The 17,406-nt window shown below is 62.2% G+C and carries 20 protein-coding genes; 10 read left to right on the forward strand and 10 right to left on the reverse strand.

The window, feature by feature from the left end:
• Nucleotide 1: 1 nt before the first annotated feature.
• The 10 genes from bchM to idi are packed head-to-tail and all read left to right on the forward strand — an operon-like array spanning nucleotide 2 to nucleotide 8,268.
• Nucleotides 2–718: a magnesium protoporphyrin IX methyltransferase gene (gene bchM, locus DFO46_RS20980; RefSeq protein WP_120278926.1), complete on the forward strand. Its 717-nt coding sequence runs from the start codon at nucleotides 2–4 to the stop codon at nucleotides 716–718.
• The gene (locus DFO46_RS20985) at nucleotides 715–2,154 is read left to right on the forward strand and encodes a BCD family MFS transporter (protein WP_120278927.1); all 1,440 of its coding nucleotides are present in this window, start codon (nucleotides 715–717) and stop codon (nucleotides 2,152–2,154) included. Before bchM ends, DFO46_RS20985 begins: the two co-directional genes overlap by 4 nt.
• A 36-nt stretch (nucleotides 2,155–2,190) precedes the next feature.
• The gene (puhA, locus tag DFO46_RS20990; RefSeq protein ID WP_120278928.1) at nucleotides 2,191–2,970 is read left to right on the forward strand and encodes a photosynthetic reaction center subunit H; all 780 of its coding nucleotides are present in this window, start codon (nucleotides 2,191–2,193) and stop codon (nucleotides 2,968–2,970) included.
• The gene (puhB, locus tag DFO46_RS20995; RefSeq protein ID WP_120278929.1) at nucleotides 2,967–3,641 is read left to right on the forward strand and encodes a photosynthetic complex putative assembly protein PuhB; all 675 of its coding nucleotides are present in this window, start codon (nucleotides 2,967–2,969) and stop codon (nucleotides 3,639–3,641) included. The genes puhA and puhB overlap by 4 nt, the downstream gene beginning before the upstream one ends.
• 9 nt (nucleotides 3,642–3,650) lie before the next feature.
• Entirely contained in the window at nucleotides 3,651–4,145 is a 495-nt protein-coding gene (puhC, locus tag DFO46_RS21000; RefSeq protein WP_120278930.1) for a photosynthetic complex assembly protein PuhC, read from the forward strand.
• The gene (locus tag DFO46_RS21005; protein ID WP_120278931.1) at nucleotides 4,142–4,447 is read left to right on the forward strand and encodes a hypothetical protein; all 306 of its coding nucleotides are present in this window, start codon (nucleotides 4,142–4,144) and stop codon (nucleotides 4,445–4,447) included. Before puhC ends, DFO46_RS21005 begins: the two co-directional genes overlap by 4 nt.
• A 56-nt stretch (nucleotides 4,448–4,503) precedes the next feature.
• On the forward strand, nucleotides 4,504–5,553 hold the full coding sequence (acsF, locus tag DFO46_RS21010) for a magnesium-protoporphyrin IX monomethyl ester (oxidative) cyclase (RefSeq protein ID WP_120278987.1): 1,050 nt from the start codon (nucleotides 4,504–4,506) through the stop codon (nucleotides 5,551–5,553).
• Nucleotides 5,554–5,563: 10 nt separating this feature from the next.
• Complete coding sequence (gene puhE, locus DFO46_RS21015; RefSeq protein ID WP_120278932.1) at nucleotides 5,564–6,463, forward strand: putative photosynthetic complex assembly protein PuhE; 900 nt, start codon at nucleotides 5,564–5,566, stop codon at nucleotides 6,461–6,463.
• Nucleotides 6,463–7,680: a 5-aminolevulinate synthase gene (gene hemA / locus DFO46_RS21020; protein WP_110792891.1), complete on the forward strand. Its 1,218-nt coding sequence runs from the start codon at nucleotides 6,463–6,465 to the stop codon at nucleotides 7,678–7,680. The genes puhE and hemA overlap by 1 nt, the downstream gene beginning before the upstream one ends.
• 54 nt (nucleotides 7,681–7,734) lie before the next feature.
• Complete coding sequence (gene idi / locus DFO46_RS21025; RefSeq protein WP_120278933.1) at nucleotides 7,735–8,268, forward strand: isopentenyl-diphosphate delta-isomerase; 534 nt, start codon at nucleotides 7,735–7,737, stop codon at nucleotides 8,266–8,268.
• 157 nt (nucleotides 8,269–8,425) lie between these two features.
• On the opposite strand, the gene pufC is transcribed toward idi, so the two are convergent.
• The 10 genes from pufC to bchC form a co-directional block, all read right to left on the reverse strand.
• Nucleotides 8,426–9,598 carry a photosynthetic reaction center cytochrome PufC gene (gene pufC, locus DFO46_RS21030; RefSeq protein ID WP_120278934.1) on the reverse strand — a complete coding sequence of 391 codons (1,173 nt, stop codon included), beginning with the start codon at nucleotides 9,596–9,598 and terminating at the stop codon, nucleotides 8,426–8,428.
• An 11-nt stretch (nucleotides 9,599–9,609) separates the two neighbouring features.
• The gene (pufM, locus tag DFO46_RS21035) at nucleotides 9,610–10,575 is read right to left on the reverse strand and encodes a photosynthetic reaction center subunit M (RefSeq protein WP_110792894.1); all 966 of its coding nucleotides are present in this window, start codon (nucleotides 10,573–10,575) and stop codon (nucleotides 9,610–9,612) included.
• 13 nt (nucleotides 10,576–10,588) lie between these two features.
• Nucleotides 10,589–11,434 (reverse strand): photosynthetic reaction center subunit L, encoded by an 846-nt coding sequence (gene pufL / locus DFO46_RS21040; protein ID WP_120278935.1) that lies wholly within the window; start codon nucleotides 11,432–11,434, stop codon nucleotides 10,589–10,591.
• A gap of 99 nt (nucleotides 11,435–11,533) precedes the next feature.
• Entirely contained in the window at nucleotides 11,534–11,731 is a 198-nt protein-coding gene (pufA, locus tag DFO46_RS21045) for a light-harvesting antenna LH1, alpha subunit (RefSeq protein WP_120278936.1), read from the reverse strand.
• A 12-nt stretch (nucleotides 11,732–11,743) separates the two neighbouring features.
• Entirely contained in the window at nucleotides 11,744–11,965 is a 222-nt protein-coding gene (gene pufB / locus DFO46_RS21050) for a light-harvesting antenna LH1, beta subunit (protein WP_120278937.1), read from the reverse strand.
• Between the two features lie 115 nt (nucleotides 11,966–12,080).
• Nucleotides 12,081–12,314 carry a hypothetical protein gene (locus tag DFO46_RS21055; RefSeq protein WP_120278938.1) on the reverse strand — a complete coding sequence of 78 codons (234 nt, stop codon included), beginning with the start codon at nucleotides 12,312–12,314 and terminating at the stop codon, nucleotides 12,081–12,083.
• Nucleotides 12,315–12,356: 42 nt separating this feature from the next.
• On the reverse strand, nucleotides 12,357–13,808 hold the full coding sequence (gene bchZ, locus DFO46_RS21060; protein WP_120278939.1) for a chlorophyllide a reductase subunit Z: 1,452 nt from the start codon (nucleotides 13,806–13,808) through the stop codon (nucleotides 12,357–12,359).
• The gene (bchY, locus tag DFO46_RS21065; RefSeq protein ID WP_120278940.1) at nucleotides 13,802–15,379 is read right to left on the reverse strand and encodes a chlorophyllide a reductase subunit Y; all 1,578 of its coding nucleotides are present in this window, start codon (nucleotides 15,377–15,379) and stop codon (nucleotides 13,802–13,804) included. The genes bchZ and bchY overlap by 7 nt, the downstream gene beginning before the upstream one ends.
• 15 nt (nucleotides 15,380–15,394) lie before the next feature.
• Nucleotides 15,395–16,402, reverse strand: coding sequence for a chlorophyllide a reductase iron protein subunit X (locus tag DFO46_RS21070; RefSeq protein ID WP_120278941.1), 1,008 nt, complete (start codon nucleotides 16,400–16,402; stop codon nucleotides 15,395–15,397).
• Complete coding sequence (gene bchC / locus DFO46_RS21075) at nucleotides 16,399–17,337, reverse strand: chlorophyll synthesis pathway protein BchC (RefSeq protein ID WP_120278942.1); 939 nt, start codon at nucleotides 17,335–17,337, stop codon at nucleotides 16,399–16,401. Before bchC ends, DFO46_RS21070 begins: the two co-directional genes overlap by 4 nt.
• Nucleotides 17,338–17,406 lie beyond the last annotated feature (69 nt).

Genomic DNA, 17,406 nt, shown 5'->3' on the forward strand with positions numbered 1-17,406 from the left:
CATGAGCCAGGCCGACTACATCAGACGCACCGGGGAAATCGAGCACTACTTCGATCGCACCGCGCTCGATGCCTGGAAGCGTCTGACTGGTGACCAGCCGGTGAGCGGCATTCGCGCGACGGTCCGCAAGGGCCGTGAGGATATGCGCGGCACGCTCGCCTCCTGGCTTCCGGCGGATCTCACTGGCTGGCGGATTCTCGATGCAGGCTGCGGCTCCGGCGTTCTCTCCTTCGAGCTGATTGCACGCGGCGCAGACGTCGTCGGCATCGATCTCTCGGCCCAGATGATTGCCCATGCCCGCCAGCGTGCGCATGAGCTCGAAGCCTCCCATGGTCGTTTCAAGGGTTCGGTCACCTTCCACAGCGGCGATATGCTCGATCCGCGTCACGGTCGCTTCGATGCGGTGGTCGCAATGGATGTGCTGATCCATTACCGCCCGGCAGACGCCGTTCGCGTGCTTCACACCCTGGCCGAGCGCACCTCGCGGCAGATGATCTTCACGCTGGCGCCTGGATCCCGCCTGCTGCGGGCCATGCTGGCTGCGGGCAAGGTTTTCCCGCGCGGCAATCGCGCACCGGCGATCTATCCGGTCGATCCGTCACGCCTGGTCGCCGAGATGCTGCATCATCCCGAGTTTTCCCACTGGCAGTCCGGCCGCAGCCACAAGGTCGCCGTCGGTTTCTACACATCGCAGGCCATGGAGGTGATCCGGTCATGACGATCGCTGCCGCCAACCGCAAGATGATCGCGTTCTGGCAGAGGGTCGGAACGAGATTCATGCCGTTTGCGGATGCGGCAACCGCTGAAATGCCCTTGTCGCGGTTGTTGCGGTTGGCGCTGTTCCAGGTCTCTGCCGGATGCGTGCTTGTTCTCCTGACCGGCACGCTGAACCGTGTTCTGATCGTCGAACTCGGCGTTTCCGTCGCGCTTGTCTCGGCGGTGGTCGCCATTCCGGTTCTCGTCGCTCCGCTTCGGCTGCTCTTCGGTTTCCGGTCCGACACCTACAAATCCGTGCTGGGCTGGCGGCGTGTTCCCTATGTCTGGCTCGGCAGCCTGCTGCAGTTCGGCGGCCTCGCGATCATGCCGTTTGCGCTGCTTCTCCTGCAGTCGCAGACCGTCGGGCCTGAATGGGCGGGGGCTGCCGGTGCAAGCCTTGCCTTCATTCTCACCGGCTTCGGCATGCATATGTCGCAGACGGCAGGGCTGGCGCTCGCCAGCGATCTTGTGCCGGAAGAAAAACGCCCGAGGGTCGTGGCGCTTCTCTATTTCATGCTTTTGGCTGGCATGATCGGCGCTTCCAGCTTCTACAGCATCTTCCTCGTCGATTTCTCGCCGAAGCTTCTGATCCAGGTCATCCAGGGCACGGCGCTTTTGACCATCGTCATCAATGTCATCGCGATCTGGAAGCAGGAGCCGCGCGACGTGCGCCGTACGGCTGTCGACCGGGACCTTTCGAGCTTCTTCGATGCGCTTGATGATTACCGCAGTTCCCCCGGTGTGATGCGGCTGCTGTTGGCGGTCGCCATCGGATCGGCCGCCTTTTCCATGCAGGATATCCTGCTTGAACCTTATGGCGGCGAAATTCTGGGGCTGTCCGTCGGTGAGACCACGCGTCTGACCGGGCTTTGGGCCTTCGGCACGATGATCGGCTTCGCTTGGGCGGCTCATAGCCTGCAGCATGGCGCGCAGATGTATCGGATCGCTGCGCGTGGCCTGCTGATCGGGATCTGTGCCTTCTCCGCCGTCATCTTTGCGGAGCCCCTACAAATCAATGCACTCTTCCATCTCGGCGCCTTCGGCATCGGTCTGGGCGGCGGTCTGTTCGCGGTCGGCACCATGCTGGCCGCGATGGGCATTACCGAACGCTCCGACAGCGGCCTTGTCGTCGGTGCCTGGGGTGCCGTGCAGGCGACCGCGATCGGGGCGGCCATGCTGGCCGGCGGTGTCATCAAAAACACGATCAATGCGTTCGCCGTGAACGGCTCCCTGGGGGAAGCCATGATGACCCCGGCGGCGGGTTACGTTGTCGTCTACAGCTTTGAAATCATTCTCCTCTTCCTGTGCCTGGCTGTCTTGGGTCCGCTCACCGGCCGGCGCTATCAGAGGGACTATCTACAGGACATGCGTTTTGGATTGGCGGAACTGCCCGGCTGATGGCCGGCGGTTACGCTCTACACTGGAGGGTCTGATATGACCGGGTCGCTGGTTGGGAATATCGATGTCGCACAAGTGGTGCTCTACGCGTTCTGGATCTTCTTCGCGGGGCTGATCTGGTATCTGCGCCAGGAGGACCGTCGTGAGGGTTATCCGCTCGAAGAGGATGTCTCGGGTCGCTACAACAAGAGCCCCTGGCTCTTCGTGCCGCCGAAGAAGACCTTCGTGTTGCCGCATGGTCAGGGCATCAAGCAGGTGCCCGATCTGAAGCGTGACACCCGCACTTTCGCCAGCCGCCGCATCGCTCCGGCTCCCGGCTATCCATCCGAGCCGGTCGGCAATCCGCTTCTCGCAGGCATAGGCCCCGGTTCCTGGGCGGAGCGTTCCGACAAACCTGATGTCACGGCCCACGGCGATGCCCGTATCGTGCCGATGCGTGTGGCCGAAGGCTTCGGGCTTGCTGAAGGGGCCGTTGATCCGCGTGGCCTCGCCGTGCTCGGCTGCGATCGTGAGGTTGCCGGCACCGTTAAAGACGTCTGGATAGATCGTGCCGAACATCTCATCCGCTATTACGAAGTAGAGCTAGGCGCCGGTGGCAGGACTGTGCTTCTGCCCAACAACTTCGTCGTTTTCCAGACCGGCCGCGGCAATGTCCGGTCTCTCTATGTGCATGCCATCACTGCAGCGCAGTTCGCCGATGTGCCGGCAACGAACCGCCCCGAACTCGTGACTCTGCTTGAGGAAGACAAGATCGCCGCTTATTTCGGCGCTGGTCTCCTTTATGCGGATCGCCTGCGTCAGGAGCCGCTGCTGTGAGCCAGTTCGTCATCAAAGAACACGAAATCGAGCCGCTGCCGGGGCTTCCCGGCGTGCCGCCGGCTGGCGAGGTTATCCTCTGGCAGGGGCGGCCGTCTTCGGCCCTCGTTGCCCGCCACCTTCTGAAGGTCCGCTGGATCGTTGGCTACTTCCTGATCCTCGCCGGCTGGGCGGTGATCGCCGGTGTGAACGATGGTCAGCCTGCGGGCGGCATCCTCTTTTCGGTCGCGGTCCTCACCGCCTTGTCCGGCGTCCTGATCGGAATGGTCGAGCTTTTCGCCTGGGCTGTCGAAAAGACCACGCTCTACACCATCACCACGGAGCGCATCGTCATGCGTTTTGGCGTCGCCATCTCGATGACGCTCAATCTGCCCTTCCGCCAGATCAACAGCGTGGCCTTTGCCCGGATCGGTGGGAAGACTGGGATGATTGCCATCGGCCTTCTGCCGGAACAGCGGATCTCCTGGTTGATCCAGTGGCCGCATGTGCGTGGCTTTCGTTTCTCCAGGCCGGAACCGAGCCTGATCTACCTGCCGGACGCGGAGAAGGTCGCGAGCGTGCTGTCGGCAGCGATTGGCCAGTATCGCGGCGCTCGCGCCGAACAGCCGCGCATCATCGTCCAGGACACGGCGACCGGCGCCTTGCCGCCGTCCGTCGTTGCGGCGGAATAGGAGCGCAACATGGGATCGGCCTCGCATCTCGGCTACTGGGCGGACCGCAAGGGCAAGGCAACAAACCGCCTGCCGCGCGGGTTGTTTTTCGGCCTCATCGGTCTTCTCGCCTTCACGGCGGGGGCTATCGTGTTTGGTCAGACGACCGGGCTCGGGCTGGTCAAGCAGCAGCTGGGTGCGCCGGTCGCCATGCGGGATGTCATGATCACGCGGAGCATGTCTGACTTTGTTGTCGTTACAGACCTTCAAACAGGTCAGCAAATTGCAAGCTTTGGCCCCCAGGCCGGTGGATTCGTCCGCGGCTCGCTTCGCGCCTTCGAGCGCATGCGTCAGGTGGCCAAGGTGCCGTTCGACACGCCTTATCGGCTGATCAAGTGGGAGGCCGGTGCGGTCAGCCTGTCCGATACGGGCACCGGCGAACGGATCTATCTCGATGCCTTCGGCCCCGACAACGTGGCCGCATTCGAAGCCCTTCTGGGCTCACAGGGAGGAGAAAACCAATGAACCCGGTCTTTGCCTTGATGCGACGGAAGGAGACGGTCGATTGTACCGTCGAGATCAACAACACCTTCGAGGCGCTTGGTGCGCATTTGAGGTTCGACAACGGTATCGTGGTGCATCCCGGTGACGAGGTGCTGGTGCACGGCGCGCCTGTCCAGATTCCCTACGGGTCCAGCCAGAACTTCCGCCGCAAGGCGACGATCACGCGTGCGGGCTCCTTGGAACGGGCATGGATCCGGGCCACCGGCGATCTCGACATGATGGAATTGTGCGAATTCAGCTTCACCGAGAGGGCACTGTCATGAACAACCACGTTTCGCCTGCTGATCTCTCCGATCACGAGCCGACCGTCGAGGAACGCATGGCCGGGGTCAATGACACGACCCGCAGTGCGCTCGTCTCGACCATGCTGACGCCGCGCTTCTACACCACCGACTTCGACGAGATGGACAAGATCAATGTCGAGCCTGTCAGGGCCGAATGGGATGCCTTGATCGCGCAGATGAAGAGCGACCCGAACCGCGGCCACTTCAAGCGCAACGAACAGTGGGACGACATCGATATCGATGCCCTGCCGGATGACCTGCGTGAAGAATTCATCGATTTTCTCGTGTCCTCACTCACCTCCGAGTTCTCGGGCTGCGTGCTCTACAAGGAGATGAAGCGGCGGGGAAAGAACCAGGAGATTTGCGAGCTGTTCGGTTACATGAGCCGGGACGAGTCCCGCCATGCCGGCTTCATCAACGATGCTCTGAAGGATTTTGGCATCGGCGTGAACATGGGCTTCCTTGCAAAGGCGAAGAAATACACCTTCTTCAAGCCGAAATTCATCTATTATGCCACCTATCTCTCCGAGAAGATCGGCTATGCCCGCTACATCACCATCTTCCGGCACCTCGAAAAGCATCCGGATAAGCGCTTCCACCCGATCTTCAAGTGGTTCCGCGAATGGTGCAATGACGAGTTCTCCCATGGCGAGGCCTTCTCGCTGATCATCCGCTCCGACAAGCGGCTGATGGAAGGCATCAACAAGTACTGGATCAAGTTCTTCCTGCTCGCCGTCTTTGCCACCATGTATGTGCGCGATCATATGCGGCCGGCCTTTCACAAGGGGCTCGGCGTCGACATCGACGATTACGACATGAAGGTCTTCCGGCTGACGAGCGAGATCTCGCGCCAGTGCTTTCCACTGGTGCTCGATCTCGACAATCCGGCTCTGCATGAAGGCTTCCGCCGGATGGAGCGGATCAATCGCAAGGTCATGGCGGCCAATGAAAAGGGTGGCCTTTCGGGCAAGATCGCCAAGGGCTTCTGGTCGGCTGCTGCTGCCGTCAATTTCGTCAGGATGTATGCGATCCCGACGAAGTCGAACACCATCCCCGCCACCTCGCGCCTGCAGCCGGTCTGGTGAGGAGATTGCGATGACCCTCACGCACCCGCTCGCCGTCGTTTTGGTCGCCATCTCGGTATGGTGGCTTTCGACCGGGCTGGTGCTTGCCATGGTCAATCGTTCCGACGGGCCGCGGGGCAGGGGGCTGACACTGATGGCGCTGATGACGATCGTCGGGGTCTTCGGCTTCATTCTCATGCTCTGGGGCGCACGGGAACCAACGGTGCTCGGCTCCTATGTCGGGTTCTTCGGTGCCCTCCTCGTGTGGGCCTGGCACGAGGCAGCCTTCCTGACAGGGATACTGACAGGACGGCGAACAGGCGAGTGCCCGCCGGGCTTGACTGGTTTCAGCCGTTTTCGAGCTGCCTGGGAGGCCGTCAGCGATCACGAGATTGCCATTCTGGTGACGGCGATCGCGCTGTGGCTCGTGCTCGACGGTTCCGCCAATCTCTTTGGCCTTGCCGCTTTCGGCCTGCTCTGGGGCATGCGGATTTCCGCCAAGCTGGTGATCTTCCTCGGTGCGCCCCATGCGGTCAGCGAGTTGATGCCGAAGGGCATTCGGCATCTGAAGAGCTATTTCAAGACTGACCGGATGACGCCTCTGTTTCCGATCTTCCTGGCGATTGCCGCGGGCCTCTTTGCCGTGCTGGTCGTCGGTGCCAACAGGGCGACCCAGGCACATTCGGTTGTCGGCCACACGCTGCTCGCAACCTTCATGGCGCTCGCCATCGTCGAACATCTCGTTCTCGTGCTTCCCGTTTCCGATACGGCGCTCTGGCGCTGGGCGATGGCGCGGCATGATCGGGGCAATCTTGCCATTCGCCCTGCGGCGGATGGCGCCTCCGCACTCAAGGAGGGTGGGCCTGTGTCCGCGCCGCACAACTCCTGGACGACAATTGCACAAGACACGATCGGGAAGAGGAAAGACTGATGACTGTTTTTCAGCACATGGAAGAGGCGCTCGCCGGCCTGCACACCGCCGGCAATTACCGCGTGTTTGCGGATCTGGAGCGTCACTGCTCGGCCTTTCCGAAAGCTTCGTTCCACAACGGTGACGGGACGGCGCGCGATGTCACCGTCTGGTGTTCGAACGATTATCTCGGCATGGGGCAGAATCCGCTCGTGACCGAACGCATGATTGAGGTCGTGCGCAAGTGCGGTGCGGGTGCGGGTGGCACGCGCAACATTTCCGGGACCAATCACTATCATGTCCTGCTTGAGCGCGAGCTCGCCGATCTGCATGGCAAGGAAGGCGCGCTGATCTTCACCTCGGGCTATGTGTCAAACTGGGCAGCGCTCGGGACGCTGCTTGCCAAGATCCCGGGCATCATCTGCTATTCGGACTCGCTCAATCATGCCTCGATGATCGAGGGCATTCGCCATTCGCGCTGCATCAAGCGCCAGTTCCGTCATAACGACTACAAGCATTTGCGCGAATTGATGGCAGCGGATGATCCGGCAGCCCCAAAGCTCGTCGCCTTCGAAAGCGTCTATTCGATGGATGGCGACATCTCGCCGATCAAGGAGATCTGCGACGTTGCCGACCAGTTCGGCGCCATAACCTATCTCGACGAAGTGCATGCGGTTGGCATGTACGGGCCCCGCGGTGGCGGGGTTGCCGAACGCGAGGGGCTGATGGACCGATTGACCGTCATCGAGGGCACTCTGGGCAAAGCCTTTGGCGTCATGGGCGGCTATATCACCGGCCCGGCTGTTCTGATCGACTTCGTCCGCTCTTTTGCATCTGGCTTTATCTTCACCACCGCCATCCCGCCGGCATTGGCAGCCGGTGCAACTGCGTCGATCCGCCACCTGAAGGAAAGCAGTTTTGAACGCCATATGCATCAGGCAACTGTTGCCAAGGTGCGGCGGGCGCTGGATGTCCGAGGTATTCCGCATATGCACAATCCCAGCCACATCGTGCCTGTGATGGTCGGCAATGCGGCGAAGTGCAAGTGGATTTCGGACGTGCTGCTCGATGATTTCGGCATCTATGTGCAGCCGATCAACTATCCGACGGTTGCCGTCGGGAAGGAGCGTCTGCGGATCACCCCGACGCCGCTGCACACCGATGCCGATATCGGGCATCTTGCCGAAGCACTCTGTTCGCTCTGGTCGAAGTGCGCGCTGGCGAGAGCGGTTGCTTAAGCGCGGCAAAGGCCTTATCGGCTTGCCGCAAAGACAGTTCAGGATGCTCCAGGCATGACGGACAGCATAATGATCCCGGCGATCGCCGGCGACGGATCGCTCTATCCGATCGAAAAGATGCAGGCGCATCGCGACGGGCAGCTGCATCTGGCCGTGTCTGTCTTTGTCTTCGATGGCGACCTGCTTTTGATCCAGAAGCGTGCTTCAACGAAATATCATTGTGCCGGCCTTTGGGCGAACACCTGCTGCACGCATCCGCACTGGGACGAAACGGTAGAGGATTGCGCCGAGCGCCGTCTGTCGGAGGAACTCGGTTTTACGGTTCCGCTGACACGTCACCAGACAGTCGAATACGCGGCTGATGTTGGCGAGGGGCTGAAAGAACATGAACGCGTGACCCTGTTCAGCGCCAGGGTGGACAGACGGACGCTTCACGTCGAGCCTGTCGCAGGCGAAGTGGAAGAGGTTTGCTGGATCGCGCCCGGCCAGCTTGCGCGCCAAGTGCGCGAGCGCCCGGAGGACTTCACGCCCTGGTTCCGGATCTATCTGCAGCGCTTCCCGGGGCTGACCTTCGCAGACGCGGCCTGAAACCTCCGGAGACAACGTTCGTGATGGATCGGCCGGCATATGCCGAGTCCGGTCTCCCGTTTGGCTGACTTGCTCTGCTCCGGACCAAACCATCATGTCGACAAAAAAAGGGGCGCCCGAGAGCTCCCCTTCTTCTTGCGGCCCGCCTTGGGAGAGCTCAGTCGTTTGCGGTCTGGTTCTGCGTTGAAGGCAGAAGGACAGCCGCAGTCTGGGATGTCGGTGTCATAGGCAGGGCGCTGCTCTGTCCGGCCGGCGCCATCTTCTGGGTCGTGCCCGGCTGGTAGGTGCTGTAATCCGGAACGGCTGTCGGGCCCTTCTTGGTCAATGCATCCACATAGTCTTGCAGCATGGAAACCCCATAGAGCGGTTTCTGCACGCCGGCGTGGCAGGTTGCACACCCGACCTTGAAGACATCACCTTCCGGACCTTTGCGGGCATCCGGGAAGACAGGCGTCAGACCAGCCAGGTAGTTGGCGTTGATATCACGCACCATGCGGATGCCATGCCAGGCGGTGACGCGCTGCGGAGGACTTTCATCCCAGGCATTGAAGGCGCGGGTGTTGTGGCAGGTGGTGCAGTTCACGCCAAGCGATTCCGACATGTGGACCATCAGCGACCACGTCGCTTCCGTTTCCTTGGTGCCGGCGGTGTTGGTGCCGGTCGGCAGGGCGGTCGTCGAATGGACGCGGATCGGCTTCGCATCGAGCAGGTAATCTTTCAGAACGTTTTGCGGCAGCGAAGTGCCGCCGCCAAACTTGGCCACCACGTTCTGACCCTGGCGGTTCTGCGTCATGTTGCCGGCGGGCTTGGGCTCAACGTCCTCGTACCAATAGTTGGTGGGGATGCCCTGGCCACGGTGACAGGTGTAGCAGGTGGCGCCGACCTGGCCGACATGGGCCTTCCAGTCGACATTGATTGCCTGGGTCATCTGGATCATGCGGCGAGCGACGACCTTCTGATACAGCTCGTCGGATGCAAGATTTTCCGGGTTGTGGCAGTAGTTGCAGCCGGCCTCCGGCGCCACCCATTCCGTGATCGAGGCCATGAACTGGTTGAACTGGTCATCGGAGAGGTCGCCCAGAACCTGAACGTTTTCGTAGAGGTCACGCGCCTTGTCACCCGCAGGATCTGCCTGCCAGGGTGCCGGCGGCACGACGTTTGCCGCCTTGAGGGCTTCCTGTTTTTCGACATCCCGATGGATGTACATGCCTGTGCCGCGCGACCCGATCTGTGTGGTCTCGACGGGTGGCGCATCCCAGCCGGCGCCGACGAAGCTTGCGATCGTCAGCAGGGAGCCTGCGGAGACGGCGAAGGGAATCCAGAGTTTCATCGTCCTTCTCCTTAAAGCGCCGGGTCGACGACACCGGGAAAGCCCGGCAGCGGGGAGACGATCCCGTGATTGATGCCCCAGAGGTACCAGTTGTCGACGACGGTCCCTGTGAGCAGGATGCCGATGCCGCCGGTGATGGGGGTGAGGATGGCGAACCACCAGGCCCAGCGGTGGACGGATTCCATGGTGGCATTGAAGCCCATGGTCCAGCGCCAGAAGAGGGCCGCGCGCTCGGAGGCCGTGCCGCGATCGGTGATCTGTTCGAGTTCCCGTTCTCCGCCATACTTGCCAACAGCGAGGATCGTTGCGCCGTGCATGGCAAACAGCAGCACGGAGCCATAGAGGAAGACGATCGAGAGGCAGTGGAAGGGATTGTAGTAGAGATTGCCGTAGCGGATCGAGAAGGCGGCGGTCCAGTCGAGATGCGGGAAGATGCCGAAAGGCACGGCTTCCGAGAAATTGCCCATCAGCAGCGGCCGGATGAAGCCGAGCACCAGGAAGAGCCAGATCGCGGCCGCGAAGGCCCAGGCGACATGGGTGCCCATTTCCAGTTGGCGGGCGCGTCGGTAAACACGAACCCACCAAAGGAGAACGGAGGTTGTCAGGAAGAAGCCCGCGATCAACCACCAGCCTCCTTCGGCCAGTGGTGGGAGTATCTTGAGGCCGTATTTTGCCGGTGGCGGCTCAAGCCCCAGCCAGAACAGCTGACGGATGAACTGGATCGGATCCCAGCCGACCGAGGCCAGCATGTTGAGGCCGATGATCTCGAAGGCGATGAAGCCGAAGACCAGCGACAGCGTGCCGAGGTAACCGAGATAGATGGGTCCGATCTGGGCGTTGCCGATCATGCCGAACAGGTGAACGAGAAAGGGTTTCCCGGCGCGCGGGCTGTCACCCGTCGGAAGCGGCATGCCCTCTTCCAGGGGCCCGCGGACCTGTATGGGCGTGATGATGTTTTGATACTGCGCTAAGAACATGATCCGGTCCCCCTCAGTTCCAGATTGGCAGCTGAAGCCACCAGTTCCACCATTGCGGCCAGCCCTGATTCCAGAACGGTCCGCTGATGATGATGCAGACGGCGCTCCAGAAGCCCGCGTTCAGCGCCAGAATCAGGCCAAGGCGGTGGATGCCCAGCGTGCCGATCGAGTAGCCGATGATGTCGCGGAAGAAGGTGTCTTCGTATTCGGGTGTCTTCACTTCGGCCCGCTTGCCGGCTTCCGTGATCGAAGCGCCCGGATTGGCAGCCGACAGGATCAGGCCGCCATGCAGGGACAGCGCCAGCGTCGTGGTGAAGAAGAAGGTCACCGCGATCATGTGCGCCGGATTGTAGTGGAAGTGCAGATATTGGTAACCGACGTTCGAGACCCAGTCGAGGTGGCTGAAGATGCCATAAGGAAAGCCATGACCCCAGGCACCGAGCAGCAACGGCCGGAAAACGACCAGCGTCGTATAGGCTAAAATCGCGAACGAGAAAGCGAAGGGCACATGGTAGCCGATGCCGAGCTTGCGGCAGATTTCGACCTCGCGCAGCGCCCATGAGATAAAGGCGCCAAGGGCGCACATGGTGACGATCTGCCAGAGGCCGCCTTCCTTCAGCGGCGCAAGAGCCAGCCCGTAGGACAGATCAGGTGGCGCGATCGAGATGCGCCAGATGTTCCAAGTCGGGCCGATGGCCGCCCCATAGACCAGAAGCGCGGTGCCGAGGGTGGCGAAAAAGGCCGTCGTGACACCGAAGAAGCCGACATAAAACGGCCCTACCCAGAAATCGAAGAGATCGCCTCCGAGCAGCGTCCCGCCTCGTACGCGATATTTGCGTTCAAAACTCAGCAGCGCCATGTTCGTTTCCTCCAGAGGTGATCAGCCAGGCGGCGTTGTCGGGTCATGCCGTTTGGCGGCGGGCGAGACTGAGGTGCCGCCCGCTGCCGTCTTGGTTCTTCAGCCGATGAGCCGGAGGTCCACGCCTTCAGAGAGGGAATGCTCCAGGGAGCTGGTCTTGAGGGGCTTGCCCTCCAGCCAGTTGAAACGTTCCGTGCTCAGCAGGATGAAGTGGATCAGGATCGCAAGCGTGAACAGGAATACAGACAGTGCAACCAGCGCCTTGCGCGGGTCGAACATAAGCCAGATTCTCCACATATCGCTTCCTCCTCAGGTCAACATCGGCAGAAGCGTGAGAGCCGACTGGCTAACGCTCTCGAGAGAGCTGTAACCTTCCGGACCCGGGATCCAGGGACGCCACATCCAGACCAAGATATGCGCGACGATGGCAATCGCCGTGAATATCATGAAGCCTTGGATGAAGAATCCATGGACCTCGCGCGCTTCGCTTTCGGTCAGACCCGAAAATGAAACATTTGATGTCTCTGCCATCAAATTCACCTCCTAGTCTCGAACACCGCGGCGCCCCCGCGGCGGGGTTCCGGAAGGCCGTGTGAAGGACCTGCCGGGTTCTGCCGATGTCGAGAACACCGGCAAAGGGATCGGGTCACGCGTGGAAGGCGTAACCGGCAGCTGCATAGGCCGCAGAACGGGCTTCGGCGAAAACGGATTGTGTCGGACGCTGGCTCGCATCTTCGGCATGGCCCGCAAGCCGAGACGCCACCGCCGCAAACAGGCAGAGCGGATAAATCAGCAGATACAGACGCCGCATGTTCTGGCGCTCGGACTGGCGGTCGCGGGTGCGACTTGCGGTCTGATCGGGTCGGGTTGCAGTGATCATGGCTTCACCTCCAGTGGTCCCCAAGGGGTCTCGTTCCGGCGTTCATGCGTAGGCTCCCTCTAGGCGAGCGGCCGTTTCGACATGATGCCGGGTGACTTCGTGGTTTTCGGCCCGCCGCGCTTCGCGTTCTGCTGCTTCGCGGAGCCGTTTGGCCGCCGAGATGCGAACGAGGACGGGCTCGTTGCCGACGAAGGATTCAAGCGAGGCCTGGGCATCGGATTGCCAGGCCATCTCGCTGCGGGGGCGGGCGGTCGTCGCCTCGATCGCGTCGAGTTCTCCGGCACGCGGCAGGATGTCGAACAGCATGTCGAACAGCGCATTGCAGACTTCCTGGATCAACCAGGCCGCCCCCGAATAACCCATGACCGGCGTGCCTGGGTGGCGGCGGACGATGGCGCCTGGATAGGAGAGCTGCACGAACTTGCCGCGGGCACCGCGCTCGGCCATGTACATGCGCTCGTTGAACGAGCCGAACATGATCATCGGCGGCTTCTTGGCGGTCAGTTCTGCGACCTCGATATTGTCGGTCTTCGATCCGGCCTTGCGGGGGATCGCGAAGTTGCAGGGCAGGCCCATTTCCTCCTCGAGGAAATTGCGGATACCGCGCACATAGGTCTCGTTGGCGACGATCGCGAAGCTGGCGGTGGCGAAGAAGTCCTGGGTGACAGAGCGCCAGAGATCCCAGAGCGGCTTCAGCGTCGTGTGCTTTTCCTTCAGGATGAACGGCTCCGGATCGAGGCCCAGCATGCCGCCGAGCTCGCGCAGGAAGGCGGTCGTCGAATGGATGCCGATCGGCGCCTGCAGATAGGGGCGATCAAGCGTCTCGCAGAGCAGCCGGCCGAATTCGCGGTAGAGGCAAATATTGGCATCGGCATCGGCAAGCTTGCGCACGTCTTCAAGATGGCTGCCCAAGGGGAAGACCATGTTGATCTCGGCGCCTAGCCCCTCGACTAGGCGGCGGATCTCGGCGAGATCCGAGGGCATGTTGTAGGTGCCGTAGATCGGTCCGATGATGTTGACGCGGGGCTTGGCACCTTCCGGGCGTCGGCGCGGAGCCGGCACCTTGCCGCCCTTCGGGCCGAATTCGGTCCAGAGCCATTTCAGCGCGCGATCAGCGCTCTGCCACTGGTCTTCATCGATGGTGCGCGGCAGGAAGCGGACGATGTTCGAGCCTTCAGGCGTCACGCCGCCGCCGATCATTTCGGCGATCGAGCCGGTGACGACGACGGCGGGCAGGTCCGGATCGAGCGCGAGACGCGCCCGCTTCATCGCACCTTCCGTGCCGTGCTGGCCAAGCTCGTCTTCCGAGAGGCCGGATACGACGATCGGCAGTTCGTGCGGGGGCAGGGCGTCGGTGTAATGCAGCACGGAGGTGACCGGCAGGTTTTCGCAGCCCACCGGGCCGTCGATGATCACCTGGAGACCCTTGATCGTGGTGAAGGCATAGACGCTGCCCCAGTAACCGCCGGCTCTGTCGTGGTCGAGGATCAGCATCCGACGCTCTCCCCATTGTCGACGGCGTTGCGCGACTGCTTGACCTTGGCGGCGAACTTCTTGCGATAGGCGCTGCGGTCCTCGGGCACGTTTTCCCAGATACCGGCGCTGTCGCCCTTGCCGACATCTTCGAAGAAGGCGTTCATGGCGAGGAAGCGGTCCTTGTTGCCGATGGCGGCATTGATGACCGCCGGCAGCGAGGCAACACCGGCCGGACCCATCAAGGGTCGAGCGGAAATCAGATTGGTGAAGTAGAGGGCAGGCGTGGCACTCTCCTTCGCCTTCTGCACGACGGGTGTCGTGCCGATGGCAAGGTCCGGCTTGAACTCCTGGAAGGCCGCGAGATCCTGCTCCAGCGAAGCACGGAAGCGCAGTTCCACGCCATGGGCGGACAGCCACTCGGCATCCTGGCTGTTGTAGGGGGTCTTCGGACAGGCCGTGCCGACATAGCGCAGATCGGCGCCGAGTTCGACGAGCAGGCGGGCAACCAGCAGTTCCGAACCTTCGTAGCCGGAGAGCGTGATGCGGCCATTGATCCGGTGTTCGGCCAGGGCCGCCTTGATTGCAGCGCGCATCGCATTGCGGCTGATATTGGTCTTCTCTTCCGCGATGCCACAGCTGTCGCCGATGGCCTTCAGCCAGGCATCTGTGGCATCGACGCCGACGGGGGCCGAGCCAACGATCGGGCGGCCAGCCGCGTGGAATTCACGGATGCTGGCGGTATAGAAGGGGTGGATTGCCGCAACGACGGCACAGTCGAGAGCAGAATAAAGCTCGCGCCATTCGCGTACGGGAACGGTCGGGCCAGCGGCCAGGCCCATAGGTTCCAGCATGCCGCCAATGACAACGGGATCGACCGGAAACATCTCGCCGAGCAGGGTGACCGTCGGCCTGTCCTTAAGACCACCGCGCGGGCGCTGGACCGGGCCATCGCCGATCTCCTGGCGGGCGTAAGCGAGCATGGCGCCGGAGAGAACGTCCTTGGCTTCCGCGTGCGTCGGCACGCCAAAACCCGGGACATCGATGCCGACGATGCGCACGCCATCAATTTCGCGCGGCAGCATCTTGAGCGGAATGCCGGAGGCCGTCGGCACGCAGAGGTTTGTCACGACCACGGCGTCGAATTTCGCCGGATCCGCCATCTGGTGCACGGCCTCGACGATGTCTTCGTAGAGCTTGCCGGTGACCAGGGTTTCCGAGCTGAACGGCACGTAGCCGACCGAGCGCTTGGCGCCGTAGAAATGCGAGGTGAAGGTCAGGCCGTAGACGCAGCAGGCCGAGCCCGAAAGGATGGTGGCGACACGGCGCATGCGCAGGCCGACGCGCAGGGATCCGAAGGCCGGGCACATGGATTGCGGCTGATCATGTGGACCCTTGGGGTAATCCGCCTCGAAGCGGTCCATCAACTCGCCCTGACCGGCCGCGCGGGCAGCCGCCTTGGAAAGCTCCACGCCGCCGTGGCAGCCGATGCCACTGCCGTCTGCACCGTCGGCAAGGACGGCGGCATCGTTGCCGACGGGAGTTGTCCCGCTGGCATCGTCCGGCTCAAATTCCTTGCGAAGGTCATCCATAATGTTCACCCGATCTCACACGTTGTCGTAGACGACTTCCAACGACGGCCGTTTCAGCGCGCCCGTGGCGCACATGTCTTCCGGCAGGGCTGGCTGGAGTTTGTAGTCGGCGCCCGTCTCGCTGGCGTCGAAGAGACCAAGCAGGCCATCCTGATCGAGCGGTCGGGGAAGAACCGGCGGGGCTTCTGCAAGATTGATCGACAGCGCTTCGAACAGCGGACCCCATTGGCTGTCATGCGTGCCGATGATCTGGTAATTGGCGCTCTTGCGCCTGATATCCTCGTGCTGCGGGATGGATGCAAGCACCGGGATGCCGACGGCTTCGGCAAAGGCCTGGGCCTCGCCCGTGCCATCATCCTTGTTGATGACGAGGCCGGCGACACCGACATTGCCGCCGAGGTTGCGGAAGTATTTCACCGCCGAGCAGACATTGTTGGCGACATAGAGCGACTGCAGGTCGTTCGAGCCGACGACGACGACCTTCTGGCACATGTCGCGGGCGATCGGCAGGCCGAAGCCGCCACAGACCACATCACCGAGGAAGTCGAGCAGGATGAAGTCGAAGTCCCATTCGTGGAAACCGAGTTTCTCCAGCGTTTCGAAGCCGTGGATGATACCGCGGCCACCACAGCCGCGACCGACTTCCGGTCCGCCGAGTTCCATGGCGAAGACGCCGTCGCGCTTGAAACAGACGTCGGAGATCGAGACTTCCTGGCCGGCTTCCTTGCGGCGCGAGGCCGTCTGGATGATGGTCGGGCAGGCGCGGCCGCCGAAGAGCAGCGAGGTCGTGTCGCTCTTCGGGTCGCAGCCGATCAGCAGGACCTTCTTGCCGAGCTGGGCCAGCATGTAGGAGAGATTGGCGAGCGTGAAGCTCTTGCCGATGCCACCCTTGCCGTAGATCGCGATGATCTGGGTTTCCTTGGTCACCTTGCCGATAACAGGCGCATCGGGCTCGATGGCGGCCTCTTCGCGAAGGTTCTCCTGCAGGCGCTCAAGGCCGTCCGGTGCGAGGTCGAGGCTCATGCGGCTTTCCTCCAGTCGATGATCATTTTCAGACAGTCGGGATCGTTGAATGCTGTCCGATAGGCGTAAGCCGCCTCGGCCGGAGCAGAATGGTGTGTAATCAGGCCCGCGAGCGAGAGGCGGCCTTCCGCGATGAGTGCGAGCACAGCCTGGACATCGGCCGGCGTGAATTCTGCGGCAATGGCGATCGAGGCTTCCTTCATGAAGGCGGCCGGGAAGGCGAAATCCAGACGCACACCATAGAAGCCGGCGAGTACCAGCTCTCCACGGCGGTTGAGGCGGGCAATCGCCTGGTCGACGACGGATGCGTCGCCGCTGGCGTCGATGATGACGTCGTGGCGATCCGTGCCGTCCTGGAGGGGGGCTTCGACGCTGTAGCCGGTTGCACCGTCGCGCCGGGCAGCACGGGTTTCCCAGACGGTCGGCGCCGGATGCCCGGTTGCGATGACGAGGCGGGCGATGAGGCGGCCGAGCACGCCATGGCCGATGATCAGCGTGGCTGCACGCGATGCGCGACAGACGGCGTGATGCGCTGTCGCGGCCAGCGCCAGGAGTGCCGCTTCCTCTGCATTGTGAAACTGTGTCCTGACGGTGCGGGCACCGGGAACGACCAGTCTTTCGGCGCTGGCGCCAAACAGCCCGGCTGCGTCTTCATAACAATTGGCGCCTGGCACGAAGACCTGATCGCCCACCGAACGCCCGGAGGTCGGGCCGGCTTCGACGACTGTACCAACGGTTTCGTAGCCTGGAACAAGCGGATAGCGCATGCCGGGGAATGCCGGCATCGTGCCTTCGTAGAGCATCTTCTCGGTACCGCTGGAGACACCGCTGAAGCAAGAGTCCACAACCACGTCCGACGCCTCGGGCGCATTGAGCGCCAATCGCCTGACGGCGAGCGTTCCCGGTTTTTCGAAGACGATGGCTGCGCTGCGCATTGTCGTGCCCTCCCCGGACACGGGATGCCTTTTGCTCCCAGTGTCATCTTAAGATTACGTTACAAGGTG

It is taken from the genome of Rhizobium sp. AG855 (assembly GCF_003610655.1).
GTDB classification, from domain to species: domain Bacteria; phylum Pseudomonadota; class Alphaproteobacteria; order Rhizobiales; family Rhizobiaceae; genus Allorhizobium; species Allorhizobium wuzhouense.

Excerpts from the sequence above, each read along its gene's own strand:
- bchM (WP_120278926.1), top strand. The coding sequence starts at position 2 with ATGAGCCAGGCCGACTACATCAGACGCACCGGGGAAATCGAGCACTAC.
- DFO46_RS20985 (WP_120278927.1), top strand. The coding sequence starts at position 715 with ATGACGATCGCTGCCGCCAACCGCAAGATGATCGCGTTCTGGCAGAGG.
- puhA (WP_120278928.1), top strand. The coding sequence starts at position 2,191 with ATGACCGGGTCGCTGGTTGGGAATATCGATGTCGCACAAGTGGTGCTC.
- puhC (WP_120278930.1), top strand. The coding sequence starts at position 3,651 with ATGGGATCGGCCTCGCATCTCGGCTACTGGGCGGACCGCAAGGGCAAG.
- DFO46_RS21005 (WP_120278931.1), top strand. The coding sequence starts at position 4,142 with ATGAACCCGGTCTTTGCCTTGATGCGACGGAAGGAGACGGTCGATTGT.
- acsF (WP_120278987.1), top strand. The coding sequence starts at position 4,504 with ATGGCCGGGGTCAATGACACGACCCGCAGTGCGCTCGTCTCGACCATG.
- puhE (WP_120278932.1), top strand. The coding sequence starts at position 5,564 with ATGACCCTCACGCACCCGCTCGCCGTCGTTTTGGTCGCCATCTCGGTA.
- hemA (WP_110792891.1), top strand. The coding sequence starts at position 6,463 with ATGACTGTTTTTCAGCACATGGAAGAGGCGCTCGCCGGCCTGCACACC.
- idi (WP_120278933.1), top strand. The coding sequence starts at position 7,735 with ATGACGGACAGCATAATGATCCCGGCGATCGCCGGCGACGGATCGCTC.
- pufC (WP_120278934.1), bottom strand. The coding sequence starts at position 9,598 with ATGAAACTCTGGATTCCCTTCGCCGTCTCCGCAGGCTCCCTGCTGACG.
- pufM (WP_110792894.1), bottom strand. The coding sequence starts at position 10,575 with ATGTTCTTAGCGCAGTATCAAAACATCATCACGCCCATACAGGTCCGC.
- pufL (WP_120278935.1), bottom strand. The coding sequence starts at position 11,434 with ATGGCGCTGCTGAGTTTTGAACGCAAATATCGCGTACGAGGCGGGACG.
- pufA (WP_120278936.1), bottom strand. The coding sequence starts at position 11,731 with ATGTGGAGAATCTGGCTTATGTTCGACCCGCGCAAGGCGCTGGTTGCA.
- pufB (WP_120278937.1), bottom strand. The coding sequence starts at position 11,965 with ATGGCAGAGACATCAAATGTTTCATTTTCGGGTCTGACCGAAAGCGAA.
- DFO46_RS21055 (WP_120278938.1), bottom strand. The coding sequence starts at position 12,314 with ATGATCACTGCAACCCGACCCGATCAGACCGCAAGTCGCACCCGCGAC.
- bchZ (WP_120278939.1), bottom strand. The coding sequence starts at position 13,808 with ATGCTGATCCTCGACCACGACAGAGCCGGCGGTTACTGGGGCAGCGTC.
- bchY (WP_120278940.1), bottom strand. The coding sequence starts at position 15,379 with ATGGATGACCTTCGCAAGGAATTTGAGCCGGACGATGCCAGCGGGACA.
- DFO46_RS21070 (WP_120278941.1), bottom strand. The coding sequence starts at position 16,402 with ATGAGCCTCGACCTCGCACCGGACGGCCTTGAGCGCCTGCAGGAGAAC.
- bchC (WP_120278942.1), bottom strand. The coding sequence starts at position 17,337 with ATGCGCAGCGCAGCCATCGTCTTCGAAAAACCGGGAACGCTCGCCGTC.